At 74.3% G+C, this 16,469-nt stretch carries 11 protein-coding genes, 4 tRNA genes, 1 other RNA gene and 1 pseudogene; 10 read left to right on the forward strand and 7 right to left on the reverse strand.

The window, feature by feature from the left end; genetic code table 11:
• Window positions 1-37 precede the first annotated feature (37 nt).
• The 8 genes from OG802_RS17010 to OG802_RS17045 all read left to right on the forward strand — a co-directional run bounded on the left by OG802_RS17010 (window position 38) and on the right by OG802_RS17045 (window position 5,288).
• Window positions 38-355, forward strand: coding sequence for a histone-like nucleoid-structuring protein Lsr2 (locus OG802_RS17010; RefSeq protein ID WP_329411467.1), 318 nt, complete (start codon window positions 38-40; stop codon window positions 353-355).
• Window positions 356-647: 292 nt separating this feature from the next.
• Window positions 648-719: transfer RNA gene (locus OG802_RS17015), tRNA-Gly, on the forward strand.
• Between the two features lie 80 nt (window positions 720-799).
• Window positions 800-872 (forward strand) — tRNA-Gly (locus OG802_RS17020).
• A 166-nt stretch (window positions 873-1,038) separates the two neighbouring features.
• Window positions 1,039-2,091 carry an ABC transporter ATP-binding protein gene (locus OG802_RS17025; RefSeq protein WP_329411469.1) on the forward strand — a complete coding sequence of 351 codons (1,053 nt, stop codon included), beginning with the start codon at window positions 1,039-1,041 and terminating at the stop codon, window positions 2,089-2,091.
• Window positions 2,092-2,183: 92 nt separating this feature from the next.
• Complete coding sequence (locus OG802_RS17030) at window positions 2,184-2,927, forward strand: ABC transporter permease (RefSeq protein ID WP_329417134.1); 744 nt, start codon at window positions 2,184-2,186, stop codon at window positions 2,925-2,927.
• A gap of 236 nt (window positions 2,928-3,163) precedes the next feature.
• Entirely contained in the window at window positions 3,164-4,570 is a 1,407-nt protein-coding gene (locus OG802_RS17035; RefSeq protein WP_329411471.1) for a sensor histidine kinase, read from the forward strand.
• Window positions 4,567-5,175 (forward strand): response regulator transcription factor, encoded by a 609-nt coding sequence (locus OG802_RS17040; RefSeq protein WP_329411473.1) that lies wholly within the window; start codon window positions 4,567-4,569, stop codon window positions 5,173-5,175. The genes OG802_RS17035 and OG802_RS17040 overlap by 4 nt, the downstream gene beginning before the upstream one ends.
• Before the next feature lie 37 nt (window positions 5,176-5,212).
• Window positions 5,213-5,288, forward strand: a tRNA-Gly gene (locus OG802_RS17045).
• 45 nt (window positions 5,289-5,333) lie between these two features.
• On the opposite strand, the gene OG802_RS17050 is transcribed toward OG802_RS17045, so the two are convergent.
• The 6 genes from OG802_RS17050 to ffs form a co-directional block, all read right to left on the reverse strand.
• Window positions 5,334-6,233 (reverse strand): phosphoribosylaminoimidazolesuccinocarboxamide synthase, encoded by a 900-nt coding sequence (locus OG802_RS17050; protein WP_329411474.1) that lies wholly within the window; start codon window positions 6,231-6,233, stop codon window positions 5,334-5,336.
• Window positions 6,234-6,453: 220 nt separating this feature from the next.
• The gene (locus OG802_RS17055; protein ID WP_329411475.1) at window positions 6,454-7,968 is read right to left on the reverse strand and encodes a N,N-dimethylformamidase beta subunit family domain-containing protein; all 1,515 of its coding nucleotides are present in this window, start codon (window positions 7,966-7,968) and stop codon (window positions 6,454-6,456) included.
• A 429-nt stretch (window positions 7,969-8,397) separates the two neighbouring features.
• On the reverse strand, window positions 8,398-10,650 hold the full coding sequence (locus OG802_RS17060) for a hypothetical protein (RefSeq protein WP_329411477.1): 2,253 nt from the start codon (window positions 10,648-10,650) through the stop codon (window positions 8,398-8,400).
• A gap of 342 nt (window positions 10,651-10,992) precedes the next feature.
• Window positions 10,993-12,246: a phosphoribosylamine--glycine ligase gene (purD, locus tag OG802_RS17065; RefSeq protein WP_329411479.1), complete on the reverse strand. Its 1,254-nt coding sequence runs from the start codon at window positions 12,244-12,246 to the stop codon at window positions 10,993-10,995.
• Window positions 12,247-12,363: 117 nt separating this feature from the next.
• Window positions 12,364-14,832: a DNA polymerase III subunit gamma and tau gene (locus tag OG802_RS17070; RefSeq protein ID WP_329411481.1), complete on the reverse strand. Its 2,469-nt coding sequence runs from the start codon at window positions 14,830-14,832 to the stop codon at window positions 12,364-12,366.
• 75 nt (window positions 14,833-14,907) lie between these two features.
• Window positions 14,908-15,006: signal recognition particle sRNA small type (gene ffs, locus OG802_RS17075), an RNA gene on the reverse strand.
• A gap of 71 nt (window positions 15,007-15,077) precedes the next feature.
• On the opposite strand from ffs, the gene OG802_RS17080 reads away from it, so the two are divergent.
• Window positions 15,078-15,165, forward strand: a tRNA-Ser gene (locus tag OG802_RS17080).
• 276 nt (window positions 15,166-15,441) lie between these two features.
• A pseudogene (locus OG802_RS17085) lies at window positions 15,442-15,664 on the forward strand (transposase); the annotation flags it as partial.
• A gap of 2 nt (window positions 15,665-15,666) precedes the next feature.
• On the opposite strand, the gene OG802_RS17090 reads toward OG802_RS17085, so the two are convergent.
• A complete protein-coding gene (locus OG802_RS17090; protein WP_329411483.1) occupies window positions 15,667-16,161 on the reverse strand; it encodes a hypothetical protein in 495 nt (164 codons plus the stop codon).
• Window positions 16,162-16,469: the final 308 nt, after the last annotated feature.

Consider the following 16,469-nt stretch of genomic DNA (forward strand, 5'->3'; position numbering starts at 1 on the left):
GAACGGTTTGTGGCGCCGGACGAAGGGACCGATATTCGTGGCGCAGAAGGTCGTGGTCACTCTCTTTGACGACATCGACGGCTCGGAAGCGGCGGAAACGATCGCCTTCGGCCTCGACGGCAAGTCGTACGAGATCGACCTGAATGAAGGCAATGCCGAGAAACTGCGTAAGGCGCTCGAGCCCTACGTCGAAGCCGGGCGCAAGCGGTCCAGGTCGGGCAAGGCCTACAAGCAGACGGAGGTCGCCCCCGACCCCGCGGCGGTCCGCGCCTGGGCCCAGGCCAACAAGATGGAGGTGCCGGCCCGAGGCCGCATCCCCAAGAGGGTCTACGAGGCGTTCACCGAAGCCCAGTGAACCGGGGGCGGTGAGCGAGGGCGGGCGAGTGGGCCGGCGAGCCCGGCCCCAGTGGCCGGGGAGCGGCGAACGGAGGCCCGGGTGGCCGAGGAGCGGTGAGCGGGGCTCGTCGAACGGCGTCCGGTGCGGGGCGTCCGGCGGGCGGCGCTCGTCGCGCCCTCCCCGCGGGGCCGGACCGACGGCCGGTCACCCGCCCCTCGAACGACTCGACTTGCGCTGCACCCCTCCCGGTCGGCTAGAGTCTGGAGCACGCCGCCGGGCGAGGCCGAAAAGCCCAGCTCACGGAGTACACGCGGGTGTAGTTCAGTAGTAGAACATCCCCCTTCCAGGGGGAAGGCGCAGTGTGCAATTCCTGTCACCCGCTCTGCACCGCCGATCTGACCGGTCTTCCGGATCAGGTAGGCTGGTGCACGCGCCGATCGGTGAGAGCCGGTCGGAGGCAATGCGGACGTAGCTCAGTTGGTAGAGCGCAACCTTGCCAAGGTTGAGGTCGCGAGTTCGAGCCTCGTCGTCCGCTCGGGAACAAGACCCCGGTCCACTGGACCGGGGTCTTTTCGTGCGCCCGGAACACGGGGCGTACGGGTGCCGCGCCGTCGGGCGCGCCGGGGCCGTCTGACATATGTCATGGGGAGTGGTGACACCTCGCACTGCTCCGGGCCTCCGGTCGCCGGGAGGCTTGGGGCATGAACGCGAATGAACACGTGATCGAGGTCACCGACCTGCGGCGTGTGTACGGGGGCGGGTTCGAAGCGGTCCGTGGGATCTCCTTCCACGTCGGCCGCGGCGAGATCTTCGCGCTGCTCGGCACCAACGGCGCCGGAAAGACGTCCACCGTCGAGCTGCTGGAAGGGCTCGCGCGACCGGACGGCGGGCGGGTCTCGGTGCTCGGCCACGACCCCTTCACCGAGCGCGCCGCCGTCCGGCCGCGGACCGGCGTGATGCTCCAGGAAGGGGGATTCCCCTCCGAGCTGACCGTCGCCGAGACGGCGCGGATGTGGGCCGGCTGCGTGAGCGGCGCCCGTCCGATCGACGGGGCGCTGGCACTCGTCGGGCTCACCCGGCGGGCCGGCGTCCGGGTCAAGCAGCTGTCCGGCGGTGAGCGGCGGCGCCTGGACCTGGCACTCGCGGTCCTCGGCGAACCCGAGGTGCTGTTCCTCGACGAGCCTTCCACCGGCCTGGACGCCGAGGGCCGGCGCGACACCTGGGAGCTGGTGCGCGCCCTGCGCGACGCGGGCACCACGGTCCTGCTGACCACCCACTACCTGGAAGAGGCCGAGCACCTCGCCGACCGGCTGGCCATCCTGCACCAGGGCCGCATCGCCGCCGCCGGAACACCCGCCGAGGTGACCGCCGCCCAGCCGTCCCGGATCGCCTTCGAACTGCCCGAGGGGTACCTCCCGGGCGATCTGCCGCCGCTCGGCGAACTGGGCGTGTGCGGGCACGAGATCGACGGCCGCCTCATCCGGCTGCACACCCGGGAACTCCAGCGGGCCGCGACCGGGCTGCTGATGTGGGCGCGGCGGACCGGCGTCGAACTGCGCCGGCTCGACGTGCGCTCGGCCTCGCTGGAGGAGGCGTTCCTGGGAATCGCCCGGGAGGCGTCGTCCGACCCGGCGGCCGACGAGACCGACCGGACCACCAGGACCAGCACGACCGGCACGACCGGCACGACCGGCACGAATGACCGTCCCGGCAGGAACGGGAAGACCGACGGGGCCAAGGGGGTCGCGGCATGAGCGGGACGACGGTGCGCGAGACGGCCGGCCCGGAGGACGGGCGGGAGGCCGGGCGGGCGGCCGGGCGGGCGGTCACGACCCCCGCACGCCGGATGGCCGCCCTCGGGCGGGCCGAACTGACGCTGCTCGGCCGCAGCCGGAGCACGCTCCTCACGGCCGTGCTCGTGCCGCTGGTGCTGCCCGTCAGCCTCGCCCCGGCGATCGACGGCATGGACCTCAAGGACGCCGGGCTCACCGCGGGCCTGGTGCTGCTGCCCGCCGCGATCGGGTTCTCACTGCTGTTCGGGGTGTATTCGGCGCTGACCGTCATCTACACCGCCCGGCGCGAGGAGTTGGTGCTGAAGCGGCTGCGCACCGGCGAACTGCGCGACGCCGAGATCCTCGCCGGGTCCGCGCTGCCGGTCCTGGCGACGGGACTGGTGCAGTCGGCGGTGCTGGTGGCGGGCTCCACCGTCGTGCTGGACGTGCCGGCGCCCGAGGCGCCCGTTCTGGCCGTCCTGGGCCTGCTGTTCGGCCTGGTGATGTGCGCGGCGCTCGCGGCCGTCACGGCGACCGCGACCCGGTCCGTGGAGAGCGCGCAGGTCACCACGGCGCCGCTGGTGCTCGTGTCGATGGCCGGCTCCGGGGTGGCCGTCCCCCTGGACCTGCTGCCCGACGGCCTCGCCTCCGCGTGCGCCTCGCTGCCGCTGTCCCCGGTGATCACCCTGATCCGCGGCGGCTGGACCGGCGCCCTGTCGGCGCACGAAGCCCTGGGCGCCGTCGGAACCGCACTGGCCTGGACGGCGTTGGCGGTGTTTGCTGTACGGCGGTGGTTCCGGTGGGAGCCCCGGCGCTGAGCGACAGGGTCCCGTCGGGAACCCCGGCGCCGACGACCCGCGGCAGCACCGGCCCGCGCGGAAGGGCACGGCACGGACACCGACGCCGACGCCGACGCGGGAGTGGGCACTGGGGACCGCGTGCACGGCGGACCACGTGCACGGGGACGCCACAGGACACGGGGACACCACGGGACACGGACACCACAGGACACGGGGCGCGGGACGCGGCTCATGGGCAAGGAGGGGGCGTGCGGATGCGCAGGCCGGGGGGCTGGTGGCGGCGCAAGAGCACGCCCGCGAAGGTCGAGACGTACACACGGTGGTCGTTCCACTTCTTCGCCGTGGCCGAATTCGGGGCGGTGGGGCTGCCCTCCGCCGGGGCGCTGCCGGCCGGACTCGGGTTGTGGCTGCCGGTGTTGACGCTGGTGCACTGCACGCTCGGCGGGCTGACGGCGTCGCGGGCGCTGGACTGGACGCGCGGACGCCGGGCCCAGCCCGTCCGGCTGCTGTGGGCGCTCGCCGCCGTCACGGCGACGGTCGCCGTCGCCGCGGCCTTCGTCGCGCAGCGCGGCCCGGACCACGAGAGCGTGGACGCCGCCGCGGGCAGTGTGTTCGGCGTCGTCCTGGCCTTCGGGTCCGGGTTCATCGCACTCGGCGTGCGCGCGCGGCGGCGGGTCTTCGCGGTCGTGGCCGGCTTCGCCGTGGGCGCCGGGGTGGTGGCGTACCCGGTCGGGCTGCCGGGCGTGGCCGTCCTCGCGACGATGGCGGCGGTGTTCGTCGGCGGCGGCTTCCTCGCCTTCACCTCGGTCTTCTCGGTGTGGCTGCTCGACGCGGTCTTCCGGCTGGACGAGGCCCGCGACACCCGCGCACGGCTCGCCGTCGCCGAGGAACGGCTGCGGTTCGGGCGGGACCTGCACGACGTGATGGGCCGCAACCTGGCGGTGATCGCCCTGAAGAGCGAGCTGGCCGTGCGGCTGGCCCGGCGCGGACGGCCGGACGCCGTGGACCAGATGATCGAGGTGCAGCGCATAGCGCGGGAGTCGCAGCGTGAGGTGCGTGACGTCGTCCGCGGCTACCGCGAGGCCGACCTCGGCGTGGAACTCGCGGGCGCGCAGGGCGTGTTGACGGCGGCGGGCATCGACTGCGCGGTGAGCGGGGAGCCCGGCGGGCTGCCCGCCGAGGTGCAGTCCGCGCTGGGCTGGGTGGTGCGCGAGAGCACCACCAACGTGCTGCGGCACGGAGACGCGGGCCGGTGCTCGGTGGCGTTGCGGCGGACGGCGGGAAGCGTGGTGCTGACGGTGGAGAACGACGGGGCGGGGCCCGCCGGCGCGGGCGGCAGGCCGGGGCCCGCCGCGTCGGGCCGCGGGTCGGGACTTGCCGGACTGCGGGAGCGGCTGCGGGAGGTCGACGGGACACTGGAGGCCGGGCTCGTCGGCGCGGGCACGTTCCGGGTGGTCGCCGAGGTGCCGCTGAACGAGGCGCCGGGGAGCGGGACTCCGCTCGACGGGCAGTCGCTTGACGGGAAGCCGCTTGACGGGAAGCCGCTCGACGGGACGCTGCTCGACGGGCAGTCGCCCGGGGAGGTGCCGGCCGGCGGGACACGGCGGCTCGGTGAGGGGCCGCCCGGGGAGGCGTCGACTGTGAGAGAGGTCACTTCATGACGGTGCGGGTACTGCTCGCGGACGACGAGCACCTCATCCGGGGCGCCCTGGCCGCGCTGCTGTCCCTGGAGGACGACCTGGTGATCGTCGCCGAGGCGGCCACCGGGCCGGAGGCGCTGGCCATGGCGCGGGCGCACGAGCCCGACGTGGCCGTCCTGGATCTGCAGATGCCGGGCGCCGACGGTGTGAAGGTCGCCACATCCCTGCGGACCGAACTGCCCGGCTGCCGGGCGCTGATCGTCACCAGCCACGGCCGGCCCGGCCATCTCAAACGAGCGCTTGCGGCCGGTGTGCGCGGCTTTGTGCCGAAGACCGTGAGCGCCCAGCGGCTCGCCGAGATCATCCGCACGGTGCACGCCGGGAACCGTTACGTCGACCCGGAGTTGGCCGCCGACGCGATCGCCGCCGGTGACTCGCCGCTGACCTCGCGCGAGGCGGAGGTGCTCGAACTCGCCGCCGACGGAGCGCCGGTCGCGGAGATCGCGGAGCGGGCCGCGCTGTCGCAGGGGACCGTCCGCAACTACCTGTCGTCGGCCGTCTCCAAGCTCGGGGCGGAGAACCGGCACACGGCGGTGCGGATCGCGCGGGAGCGGGGTTGGGTATAGTTGGCGTCGCGCCACGGCACGTTCACCACGGCGCAGTGCGGACGTAGCTCAGTTGGTAGAGCGCAACCTTGCCAAGGTTGAGGTCGCGAGTTCGAGCCTCGTCGTCCGCTCCACAGCAAAGGCCCCGGTCATCGACCGGGGCCTTTCGCGTGGGCCGCTCACGCCCAGGCGGTGCCCGTCAGACGCTCGTAGGCCTCGACGTACTTCGCGCGGGTGGCGTCCACGATGTGCTGGGGCAGCGGCGGCGGGGGCTGCTCGGCGTGGCGGTCCCAGCCGGACTCGGCGGAGGTCAGCCAGTCCCGCACGAACTGCTTGTCGTACGAAGGCTGCGCGCGGCCCGGCTGCCACTGGTCGGCCGGCCAGAAGCGGGACGAGTCCGGGGTGAGGACCTCGTCGGCGATGACCAGGGTCTCGCCCTCGAAGCCGAACTCGAACTTGGTGTCGGCGAGGATGACGCCCCGGTCGCGGGCGATGTCGCGGGCCCGGCCGTACACAGCGAGGGTGGCCTGCCGGAGCTGGGCCGCGGTGTCGGCGCCGACCTGGCGGGCGACCTCCTCGTAGGAGACGTTCTCGTCGTGCTCGCCGACGGCGGCCTTGGTGGCCGGGGTGAAGATCGGCGCCGGGAGCTCGCTGCCGTCGACGAGGCCTTCGGGGAGGGCGAGGCCGCAGACCGTGCGGGACTCCCGGTACTCGACGAGCCCCGAGCCGGTGAGGTAGCCGCGGGCCACGCACTCCACCGGGATCATCCGCAGCGACTTGCAGATCAGGGTGCGTCCGGCCCAGTCGGCGGGGGCGCCGGCCGGCGGCTCCGTGCTCAGGACGTGGTTCGGGACCAGGTCCGCGAGCCGGTCGAACCACCACAGGGAGAGCTGGGTGAGGATGCGGCCCTTGTCCGGGATCTCGGTCGGCAGCACCCAGTCGTAGGCGGACGTGCGGTCGCTGGCGACCATCACGAGGTCGCCCGCCTCGTTCTGGTACAGCTCGCGCACCTTGCCGGTGTGCAGATGCACCAGGCCCGGCACCTGAAGGGGCTCGGGCTTTTCTACGAATCCGGACACGGTTCCTCCCCGTGGTTCTGACCTGGAGGCTCGATTGTCCCTTAGTTCAGGATTGACCTCGGACGCCGGGTGGCCGGACCGTCCGGGACGACAGCCGAACGGGCCCGCCTGGGAGGCGGGCACAGGCCCTGAGGCGGCGGGGATCCCGGCGGTGGGGGGATGGGCGGCGGTGTGAAGCGAGCGGCGGTGGGGAGCGGGTGGGGGCGGGGGTGGGGGTGGATCAGTCGCGCTTGCAGATGCGGTCCAGGAGGTTGGCCGTCGCGCGTTGGACCCGGGGGTCGGCATGGCCGGGGCGGTCGAGCGCCGGCGACCAGGCGAAGGTGCCGGAGGCGAACACCAGGGCGCCCGACGGCGCGCGGTAGAGGGACGTCTCCTGGTGCCGCCGGACGCCCTCGCCGTCGCGGTAGGGCGAGTGGGCGAGGAGGATGCGGTCCTCGTGCCGCGGGAGCGGGGTGCGCGGGAAGTAGCGGTCGGCCTCGCCCGCCACCAGCCCTTCGATGCCCTCGCCCTCTCCCGTGCCGGTCGCCTCCCACAGCCAGTGGCCGGCGTTGCGGACGATCAGCGGATGCGGCTCGGGCACCCGGCCCGCGTACTGGATGCCCACCAACTGCTGCTCGGCGCGGTCGACCTCCCGCCACAGCGCGGCCCTGCCGGGTCCCCTGCGCTTGCGGCAGGTGAGCAGACGGCTGGGCACACCGGACGGCGACGGCCCCAACTCCACCTGCCAGTAGACGGAGTTGGCGGACAGGAACACGAGCGAGGTGCCGGTGTCGCGGGCGAGTTCCACCGTGCGGCGCATCTTGGCGGACCAGTACTCGTCGTGGCCGGGGAAGACCAGGCCCCGGTACCGGGTGGGGTCGATCAGGCCGGCGTGCAGGTCGCGGGCGTCGGCGTAGGCGAGGTCGTAGCCGTAGCGCTCGGCCCAGCGGATGAAGTCGTAGGCGTGACCGACGTGCAGGGGTAAGCCCGCGCCCGCGTACGGCCGGTCGAAGGAGACCGTGGTCGCCGCGTCGGCCTCGCCGAGCAGCCGGCCGTTCTCGTCCCAGGCGTGGTAGAGGCTGGCGCCGGTGCGACCGTCCTCGGGGTAGAGGTTGTAGGCCTGCCAGGTGATGTCGGGCAGCACCAGGAGCAGGTCGGCGGGACGCCGCTCGCGGACCGTGAAGGGCACGTGGGAGCGGTAGCCGTCGGCGGTGGTGAGGACGGCGACGTACGCGCCCACGTTCCAGTACGACGGGACCTGAAGACGCCAGGAGAGCCACCAGTGGTGGCAGGAGACCGTGCGGTCGGCGGTCAGGGGCGGCGGCTGGACGATGCCGGACAGTCGCGGGCTGGTGGTGATCTTGGCCGCGCCGTCGCCGTCGTAGTGGCCGATGCGGTAGACGTCGACGCTGAACTCCTGGGGCGGGTCGACGGTGACGTGGAAGTCGACGGCGCCCCCGGGGGCGACCGCGCCCGTCGAGACGAAACCCTTGATCTGACGGCCCACGTCGTCGGCGGAGCGGGGGCCGCCGGGCCGGGGGGCGGAGCGGGGTCCGGGGACGCGGGGGGCGCCCTGCGCCGGGGCGGGCGCCGCCTGGTCCACGTACCAGGGGACCACCTGCCCGGTGTCGTCGAAGTACGTCTCGCTGCCGCGCAGCCAGGGCACCGGGCCCTGGCCGAAGGGGTCGGTCACGGCGTGGGCCAGTGCGCCCGACTCCCATCGGCGGATGTGCTCCGGTCCTGGTCCGGGTCCCATGGTGCTCCCCTCCCTCGTGCCCCCGTGCCGGCCCGTACGGACGTGACCGTCCTGTGTGTCCGGTCCCGTGCCGCGTGTCCTATGTCGCGAGCCCTTGCCATGGGCCCTATCGGTCCCAGCACATCACATAACGCGCGCATGCAGTCACTAGTCGTTGCGAATTGGCCGAAAGTGGAATTCACTCCTCCGTTAGCCCCTCCAGGGGCGGTGGCCGACGGCGCCCTGCGGTGCACCGAGCGGCCGCACGACGACCGCGGCCCGGCCGGCGCACTGATCCGGCCACCGGTCCGGCCGAAGAGACGAAGAGCCGGGACAGGCCGGAGCAGCCGGGGCTCTTCGCGGGGAGGCGGTGGGCGGTGGGCGGTGGGCGACGGACGGCGGACGGCGGACGGCGGACGGCGGTGAACGGCGGGGGTGTCCCGCTCGCGCTCAGCCCAGCCGCACCGGCTTCTCCGGCCGTATGCCGAGTTCCACGAGCCATGTGCGCAGGGGGCCCGCGTCGCCGTCCTCCACGAGGCTGAGGACCCGGGGCGTGAGGTCGGGCACGCGCTCGCCGTCGACCAGGAGGGTCGGCCCGTCGAGCCAGTCCAGGCCCGGCGTCGCGCCGACGGTGTCCATCGCCGCGCAGCAGACCATCGCCGTGACGTGGTCGGCGAGGAGTTCCCGGTCCGTGCGCGGGGGCTGGAGGGGGAAGAGGGGTAGCGCCGAGTCGTCCCAGAGGGCCGTGTCGGGCCCCTGCCCCGCCGCGAGCGGCCCCGCGCCGGCCGCGGGCACGGCCGCCGCCTCCTCGCGGCCGACCTCGACGCCGAGCCGGGCGGCGAGCGCGGCGCTGCGGGGGTTGGCGGGCGGAAGCTCGTCGTCGCCGTCGGGCGCGAAGGCGGAGGCAAGGTGAGCGAGGTCGTCGGGGGTGACCTCGGGAGCCTCCGGGTTTTCGGGGGGCCCGGAGGCGTCAGAGGCCGCAGGGGCCTTGGAGATGCCCGAGCCCTCAGAGGTATCCGAGCTGTTCGTGGGAATCGCGAGGACCTCGGAGGGCTCGGAGGGCTCGGGGGGCTCGGAGGGCTCGGGCATCTCCGAGCTTTCGGGGGCCTCGGGGGTTTCGGGCGTCCCCGGGGTCGCGAGGTGACCGGTGGGTGCCCCGCCGAGGAAGGGGTCCGGGTGGGCGACGGGGCCCGTGGTCGGCGCGGGGCCCGTGCTCGGCGCAGGGCCCGTGCTCGGCGCAGGGCCCGTGCTCGGCGCAGGGCCCGTGCTCGGCGCAGGGCCCGTGCTCGGCGCAGGGCCTGTGGTCGGCGCGGGCGGTTCTGTGGGTTGGTGCCCCTGGTCCGGGTCCGGGTCCGGGGCCGGGGCCGGCGAGCGGTGCGCCGTCGTTTCGGGGGGCGCGGGGAAGCCGTCCGTGAGGTGGTCCAGGACGCGGGCCAGGGTGGGACCGCCGGGGTGGCGGACGGCCGCGGCGTCGGGAGCGCGCCGGACGCCTAGGGCGTCCAGGACGCGGTGCAGACGGGCCGCGTCGGTGCGCCACTTGCGGTCGACGACCTCGTCCGGGTAGTCGTCCCAGGCGATCGGCGACCAGTCGGGGCCGGTCTCCGCCCGGCCGCCGTGGAAGAGGCGGGCCGCGAGCAGCGAGGCGGCCTCGTCGACCGTGCCGGGCTCTTCGAGCAGGTCGCAGGCGGGGCGTTCGCCGAGGCGGGAGGCGAAGCCCTCGGCCAGCCGGTCGCGCCGGGACAGTTCGGTCAGCGCCGCGACGACCCCCGCGTCCAGCCGGGAGGGCCAGCGGCCCATGCGCCACGCAGGCAGCGCCACGCGGGTGAGCAGCCGGTCCCAGCCCGCGTACGCCAGGCCCACCTGCTCCTGGGCGACGATGCGCAGGCCGTAGTCCACGGTCTGTGCGCGCGCGGCGGCCGCGGCGGCCACGGCGCGCTCCATCTCGCCCGCGTGCGGCTGGCAGCCGCGCAGCATCAGGCGCGCGACCCAGCCGACGCCGACACACGCGGGCCGCAGCACGGGGTGTCTGCCGCCCTGCTGGACGCAGACGGCCACCGCCGCGTCGAGACCGCGCACGAAGCGCCGCGCCGCCGCTATGTCGGGGTGCGCCGAGGGGCCCGTGCCGGCGACGACCGGGGCGAGGACGGCGCGCAGTTCGCCGACGCGCATCCACCACAGGAACGGGGAGCCGATGACGAGGACGGGCGCCGCGGCGGCACGGCGGTGGAGCGGCCCGTGGGCGCCGCCCGGACCGGCTATCTCGTCGCCCTCGCGGGCCGGGGGCGGGCCGTGGGCCGGATGGGTGCGGTCCTCCAGCCAGCTGTCGCAGTCCGGGGTGAGGGCTATCGCCGAGGGCGCCGGGACGTCGAGACGGTCGGCCAGGTCGCGCACCAGCCGGTACAGGTCGGGGGCCGCTCCCTCGGCGACGGCGACCGTGGGGCTGACGGCGGGCCGGGCCCGTGCGACGACCAGGCCGACGACCGCGGCGGCGATCAGCACGACGGCGGCGACGGTGCACACGGCCACGCGTGCGCCGTCCCAGCCCGGCCCCACGAAGTGCCCGGTGGCGCCGCCCGCGCCCAGGATCACGGCGGCCGCCGCGGGCAGCAGCGCGACGGCCAGCGCCCGGCTGCGGATCCGCAGCACGGCCAGTGCCCTGGCGCGGGCCGCCTGCGCGCCCGCCTCCACACCGATACCGGTCACGACCGGACGTCACCCCCTCCCTGCAGTCCTGTGTCCCCCGGCTGTCTTCGCAGTGCTCACTCCCCCACTGTGGCACCGCCCACTGACATCGCAATGCCGGTGGGCCAAGTGCCGGAACGAGGGCCGGGAGGCTTGCGCCGCACCCTAGTTGGCGGTCCGGCCCCCGTCAGCCGGATGCTTCAGCGTCACTCGATGGAATGGCTTTGGGGAAAGGTGTATGACGGTGGGCAACGATCAGGCCCCGGGTTTCCGGGGACCCCCGCGCGGGGGTCCCCGGAAACCCGGGGCCTGAAAAACACCTGGTGAGAAGCCTGTGGGGCGTCGTCCGTCACGCGACGCCGGTCACGCCTCGGCCGCCGCCTTCGCGGCGATGTCCGTCCGGTACTGGGAGCCGTCGAGGCCGATGCGCGCGACCGCCCGGTACGCGCGGTCACGGGCCTCGGTCAGACCGGCGCCGGTCGCGGTGACGGACAGCACGCGGCCGCCGGCGCTGACGACGTCGCCGCCGTCGCGCCTGGTGCCGGCGTGCAGCACGTAGGCGTGCGGGGCGTCCTCGGCGGCCACGTCGGCGAGCCCGGTGATCGGGTCGCCGGTGCGCGGGTCGCCGGGGTAGTTGTGCGAGGCGATGACGACCGTGACGGCGGCCTCCTCGCTCCAGCGCAGGGGCGGCAGGTCGGCGAGCTCACCGGTGGCGGCCGCCGCGAGGACGCCCGACAGCGGCGTCCTGAGGCGGGCCAGGACGACCTGCGTCTCGGGGTCGCCGAAGCGCGCGTTGAACTCGATGACCCGGACACCGCGGCCGGTGATCGCGAGGCCCGCGTACAGCAGCCCGGAGAACGGGGTGCCGCGGCGGCGCAGCTCGTCGACGGTCGGCTGGAGAACGGTCTCCATGACCTCCTCGACCAGCTTCGGGTCGGCCCACGGCAGCGGCGAGTACGCGCCCATGCCGCCCGTGTTGGGGCCCTCGTCGCCGTCGAGCGCGCGCTTGAAGTCCTGGGCGGGTTGCAGCGGGACGACCGTCACACCGTCGGTGATCGCGAAGAGGGAGACCTCCGGACCGTCGAGGAACTCCTCGATGACCACTCGGTCGCAGGCGGCCGCGTGCGCCGCGGCGGCCTCCAGGTCGTCGGTGACGACGACGCCCTTGCCGGCGGCCAGACCGTCGTCCTTGACGACGTACGGCGCCCCGAACGCGTCCAGGGCCTCGGCCGCCTCTTCCGGGGTGGTGCAGACGTAGGAGCGGGCGGTCGGCACACCGGCCGCCGCCATCACGTCCTTGGCGAACGCCTTGGAGCCCTCCAGCTGCGCGGCCTCCTTCGAGGGGCCGAACACCGGGATGCCCGCCTCGCGCACGGCGTCGGCGACCCCGGCGACCAGCGGCGCCTCCGGGCCCACGACGACCAGTTCGGCGCCGAGTTCGACGGCCAGCGCGCGGACGGCCGCGCCGTCCAGGGCGTCGACCCGGTGCAGCTCGGCGACCTCGGCGATGCCGGCGTTGCCGGGCGCGCAGTGCAGCGCGGTGACGGCGGGGTCGAGGGACAGTGAGCGGCACAGGGCGTGTTCGCGGGCGCCGCTGCCGATGACGAGGACGTTCACGGGGTCAGCCTAGCCGCCGCGGGGCGGGACGCTTTGTGCGGGCCGCCGAGAGACGGTCGCCCGGTCTCCTGTGCGTTCCTCCAACTCCGGCCGCCGGGCGGGCCGGCGCTGCCCGCGCTACTCGTTGGTGAACTCCTCCACCACGGTCGCTCCCAGCTCACGCACGATCAGCTCGTAACCGGAGAGAGCGGACTCGTTGAGGTCGGGATCGTCGTCCTCGGCGGTGTCGTCCTCGGGGGCCACCGGATCCGGGGCCGGCGGGCGGGACGGGCCGGATGCGGAACCGGCGGAACCGCCGTGGGCCGGGGACTGCGGCGACGCCGGGGCGGGTCTGTGCCGGTCCGGGCCGCTCCCGGCCGGTCCCGACGCCTGCGGCGAGGAGTAGGAGGAGGAGGCCGACGGACCCGCCGCCCCGGCGTCGCCGTGACCGCCGTAGCCGCCGCCGGAAGAGGCGGAACCGCCCGGGCCGCCGCCGTAGCCGCCGGGCCCGCCGGTCGTCCCTGCCCCGCCGGGAGCGCCTGCGCCGAAGCCGCCCCCGCCGCCGCCGAACCCGCCGGAGGGCGACGGACCCGAACCGCCGGACGGGTCGACGACCGCGTCGATCTTCCACTGGACATTGAACTGCTCGGCCAGCGCCTGCCGCAGCACGTCCTCGCTGCCGCTGCTCGCGAAGTTGTCGCGGGCGCCGGCGTTGACGAAGCCGATCTGGAGGGTGGTGCCGTCGAAGCCGGCGACATGGGCGTTCTGGCTGAGCAGGATCCAGGTGAAGCGACGCCTGTTCTTGACGGCTTCGAGGATGTTCGGCCAGAGCATGCGGGGATCGGGACCGCCGGAGGGCGGCGCGTACCCGGCGGGCGCGGGCGCGGCCGCCGGCGACGAGGGCGCGGGGGCCGCCGCCGGTGCGGAGGCCGGGGGGCCCGGCTGGGGGGCGGGGGCCGGGCCCGCCGGGGGCCGTCCGCCGCCGCCCGCGGGCGTGGCCGTGGGCCAGCCGCCGGGTCGCCGCCCGCCGCCGGCCGCCGTCGCGGTGGGCCAGGCGCCCGGAGCGGGCTGGGCGGGAGCCACGTCGGCGGGCGCTGCCGCCTGGACCGCGGGAGCCGGTGCGGGGGCGGGGGCGGCCGCGGGTGCGGACGGGTGCGCCGGAGGGGGCGCGTGAGAAGCGGCCGCGGGCTGGTCGGGCGCGGGCGTCACCGCCGGTCCGACGGGGGAAGGCGCGGCCCCCTGCCCCGGTCCCTGACCTGGCGCCTGCCCAGGCCCCTGGCCCCGCACCGCGGCGCGGGCCGCGGCGGCTCCGCCGCCCGGCGGGATCGACGCGCCGTCGGCCATGGCGGCGCCGCCGTGGGCCTGCGGCCCGGGCACGTACCCCATCGCCGGCATGGCGGGCGCCGCCTGCGCGGGCTGCCCTGACACGGCCCCGCCCGCCGAGAAGTTCACGCCGCGCTCGATGCGGTCGAGGCGGGCCATGACGGACCGCTCGTCCCCGTAGGCGGCGGGCAGCATCACGCGCGCGCAGATCAGTTCCAGCTGGAGGCGGGGCGAGGTCGCGCCGCGCATCTCGGTGAGGCCCTCGTTGACCAGGTCGGCGGCCCGGCTCAGCTCGGCGGCGCCGAAGACGCCGGCCTGGGCCTGCATCCGCTCGATGACGTCGGCCGGGGCGTCGATCAGCCCCTTCTCCGCGGCGTCGGGGACGGCGGCCAGGATGACGAGGTCCCGCAGCCGCTCCAGCAGGTCGGCGACGAACCGCCGGGGGTCGTTGCCCCCCTCGATGATCCGGTCGACGACCTCGAAGGCCGCGGCCCCGTCTCCCGTCGCGAAGGCCTCGACGACGGAGTCGAGCAGGGAGCCCTCCGTGTAACCGAGGAGGGAGGTCGCCATGGCGTATGTCACACCCGCGTCGCTCGCGCCGGCGAGCAGCTGGTCCATGACGGACATGGAGTCACGCACGGACCCCGCGCCGGAGCGCACGACGAGCGGCAGCACCGCCTCGTCGACGGGGATGCCCTCCTGCCGGCACACCTCGCCCAGGTACTCCCGCAGCGTGCCCGGCGGAACGAGCCGGAACGGGTAGTGGTGCGTCCGCGACCGGATGGTCCCGATGACCTTCTCGGGCTCGGTGGTGGCGAAGATGAACTTCAGATGCTCCGGCGGCTCCTCGACGACCTTGAGCAGGGCGTTGAAGCCGGCCGACGTGACCATGTGGGCCTCGTCGATGATGTAGATCTTGTAGCGGCTGCGGGCGGGCCCGAAGAACGCCTTTTCCCGCAGGTCACGGGCGTCGTCCACGCCTCCGTGCGAAGCGGCGTCGATCTCGATGACGTCGATGGAGCCCGGCCCGTTCCTGGCCAGGTCCTTGCACGACTCGCACTCACCGCACGGCGTCGGCGTGGGGCCCTGCTCGCAGTTCAGGCATCGCGCCAGGATGCGCGCGCTGGTGGTCTTCCCGCACCCACGCGGACCGCTGAACAGGTACGCGTGATTGACCCGGTTGTTCCGCAGCGCCTGCTGCAGCGGGTCGGTGACATGCTCCTGCCCGATGACCTCGGCGAACGACTCCGGGCGATAGCGGCGGTACAGCGCGAGAGACGACACGCATACGAGGTTATAGGCGACCGCTGACATCGGACCCACGCCCGGCTCCCGCCGCCCCGCCCGCCCGGCCCCGGGAACGCAAGCGCCCCCCACGCACCCGCCAGAGCCGACCTACCCTTGCTGCCTTCCGGCCCTGGGGGAGTTCAGTCAGATAGCGCCGCGTGAGGGGCTCCGCACAGGCTACAGGATCCGAGCGGGGGGAACGAGTTCGCGAGCACTCCTCAACGTCTTGTATTGTTTGCCGCGGAGGATTCGCCTAGTGGCCTAGGGCGCACGCTTGGAAAGCGTGTTGGGGGCAACCCCTCACGAGTTCGAATCTCGTATCCTCCGCCAGTGCCTCACCGGGCACGATGTCGAAGGGCCCCACCGTTCGCGGTGGGGCCCTTCGACGTGTGTGGTTGCAGTTCTGGTTGCATTTATAGGCGACATTCAGAACATCTCGACAGACGTGCAGACGCACGCCCCGCGCCCCCGGCGGGCAGTTGGCACCGACCTGCATTGCGGAGGTCCTATGGAACTTGGCGGTGTCGCGGCGGTTGCCGACGGCCAGGACACACCATCAGCTGACGGTCCTCAGCGGAGTGGACAACGCGGTACTCGCCGTACCCGGCCAGGGAAGTGATGGCCCTCAACGAGCAGATCGCCGAGTCGGACAAGCCCGTCGAAGGCCGGTTTCGCGAACACGAACTCGCTGACAGTCCAGAGCCGCCGCGGCATCGGCACCGTCCTGGGCGCGGAGTTCCTCGCGGCCGTCGGCGGCGGCTGGGAGGAGTTCGCCTCGCCGGACGTCCTGGCGGCCTTCGTCTGCGTCGCTCCCACGCCCCGGGACTCGTGTCACGGCCTCGGGTCGACTGCGACCTCGCCGGAAACGTTCCATGTCGAGGCCAGCCAGGTCAGGTCGTCTCCGGCCTGGCGGCGGGACGCCCGCTCGCGCGAGAACAGCTCCTCGGTCTTCGTCAGCACCAGCGTATAAGGACGTCCCTGGCGCCTGGTCTGATGGTCTACGGGCAGCTCGGCCGTGTCGATCCGGCTGTGCACGTGCCGCCGCCCGTCCTTCGCCAGCGGCCACTCCAGCGTCCGCCGCGACCGGGAGCCGAGAAACGCGCCCAGGGTGCCGCACAGCTCGCAGCCGCACCCTGCTGTCCATGCCACCGACCAGTCATCCGGGGCGCGCGGCGCCCGTCGCACGAGCGCGCCGAGCCGGTCCCCGCACTCCCGTACCACCGCTGCGAGCCCCGCCGCCCGGGACTCGCCCTCCGTTTGTTCCTGCGCCGCGTGGCGCAGCAGCGGCAGCAGGCACTCCAGGACCGTGTCCGGGCAGGAACGCAACTGCCGCCATGATCGGGCCGTGCAGCTTCGTGTCGGCCGCTTCCAGGATGCGCAGCAGCGGCAGGCTCAGCCGTTCCACCTGTGCGCGGCGGATCTCGGCCGGCCCGGTGCCGGTCCACAGCCGCAGCCGCAGCTCACCGTCCACCTGGGCCCAGGCCCGGCGGACAGCAGCTGCGCCACCGCCGGACTCCGGGCGGAGCACAGCGCCGCGCCCAGCTGGGGAAGCCGCTCGGTCCAGCCGTACCGGTGTTCCTCGAAGCGGTTCTGCGCGCCACCGAGCCAGCCCTCGGCGACCTGGCCCAGCCAAC

This window comes from Streptomyces sp. NBC_00704, assembly GCF_036226605.1.
Lineage (GTDB): Bacteria > Actinomycetota > Actinomycetes > Streptomycetales > Streptomycetaceae > Streptomyces.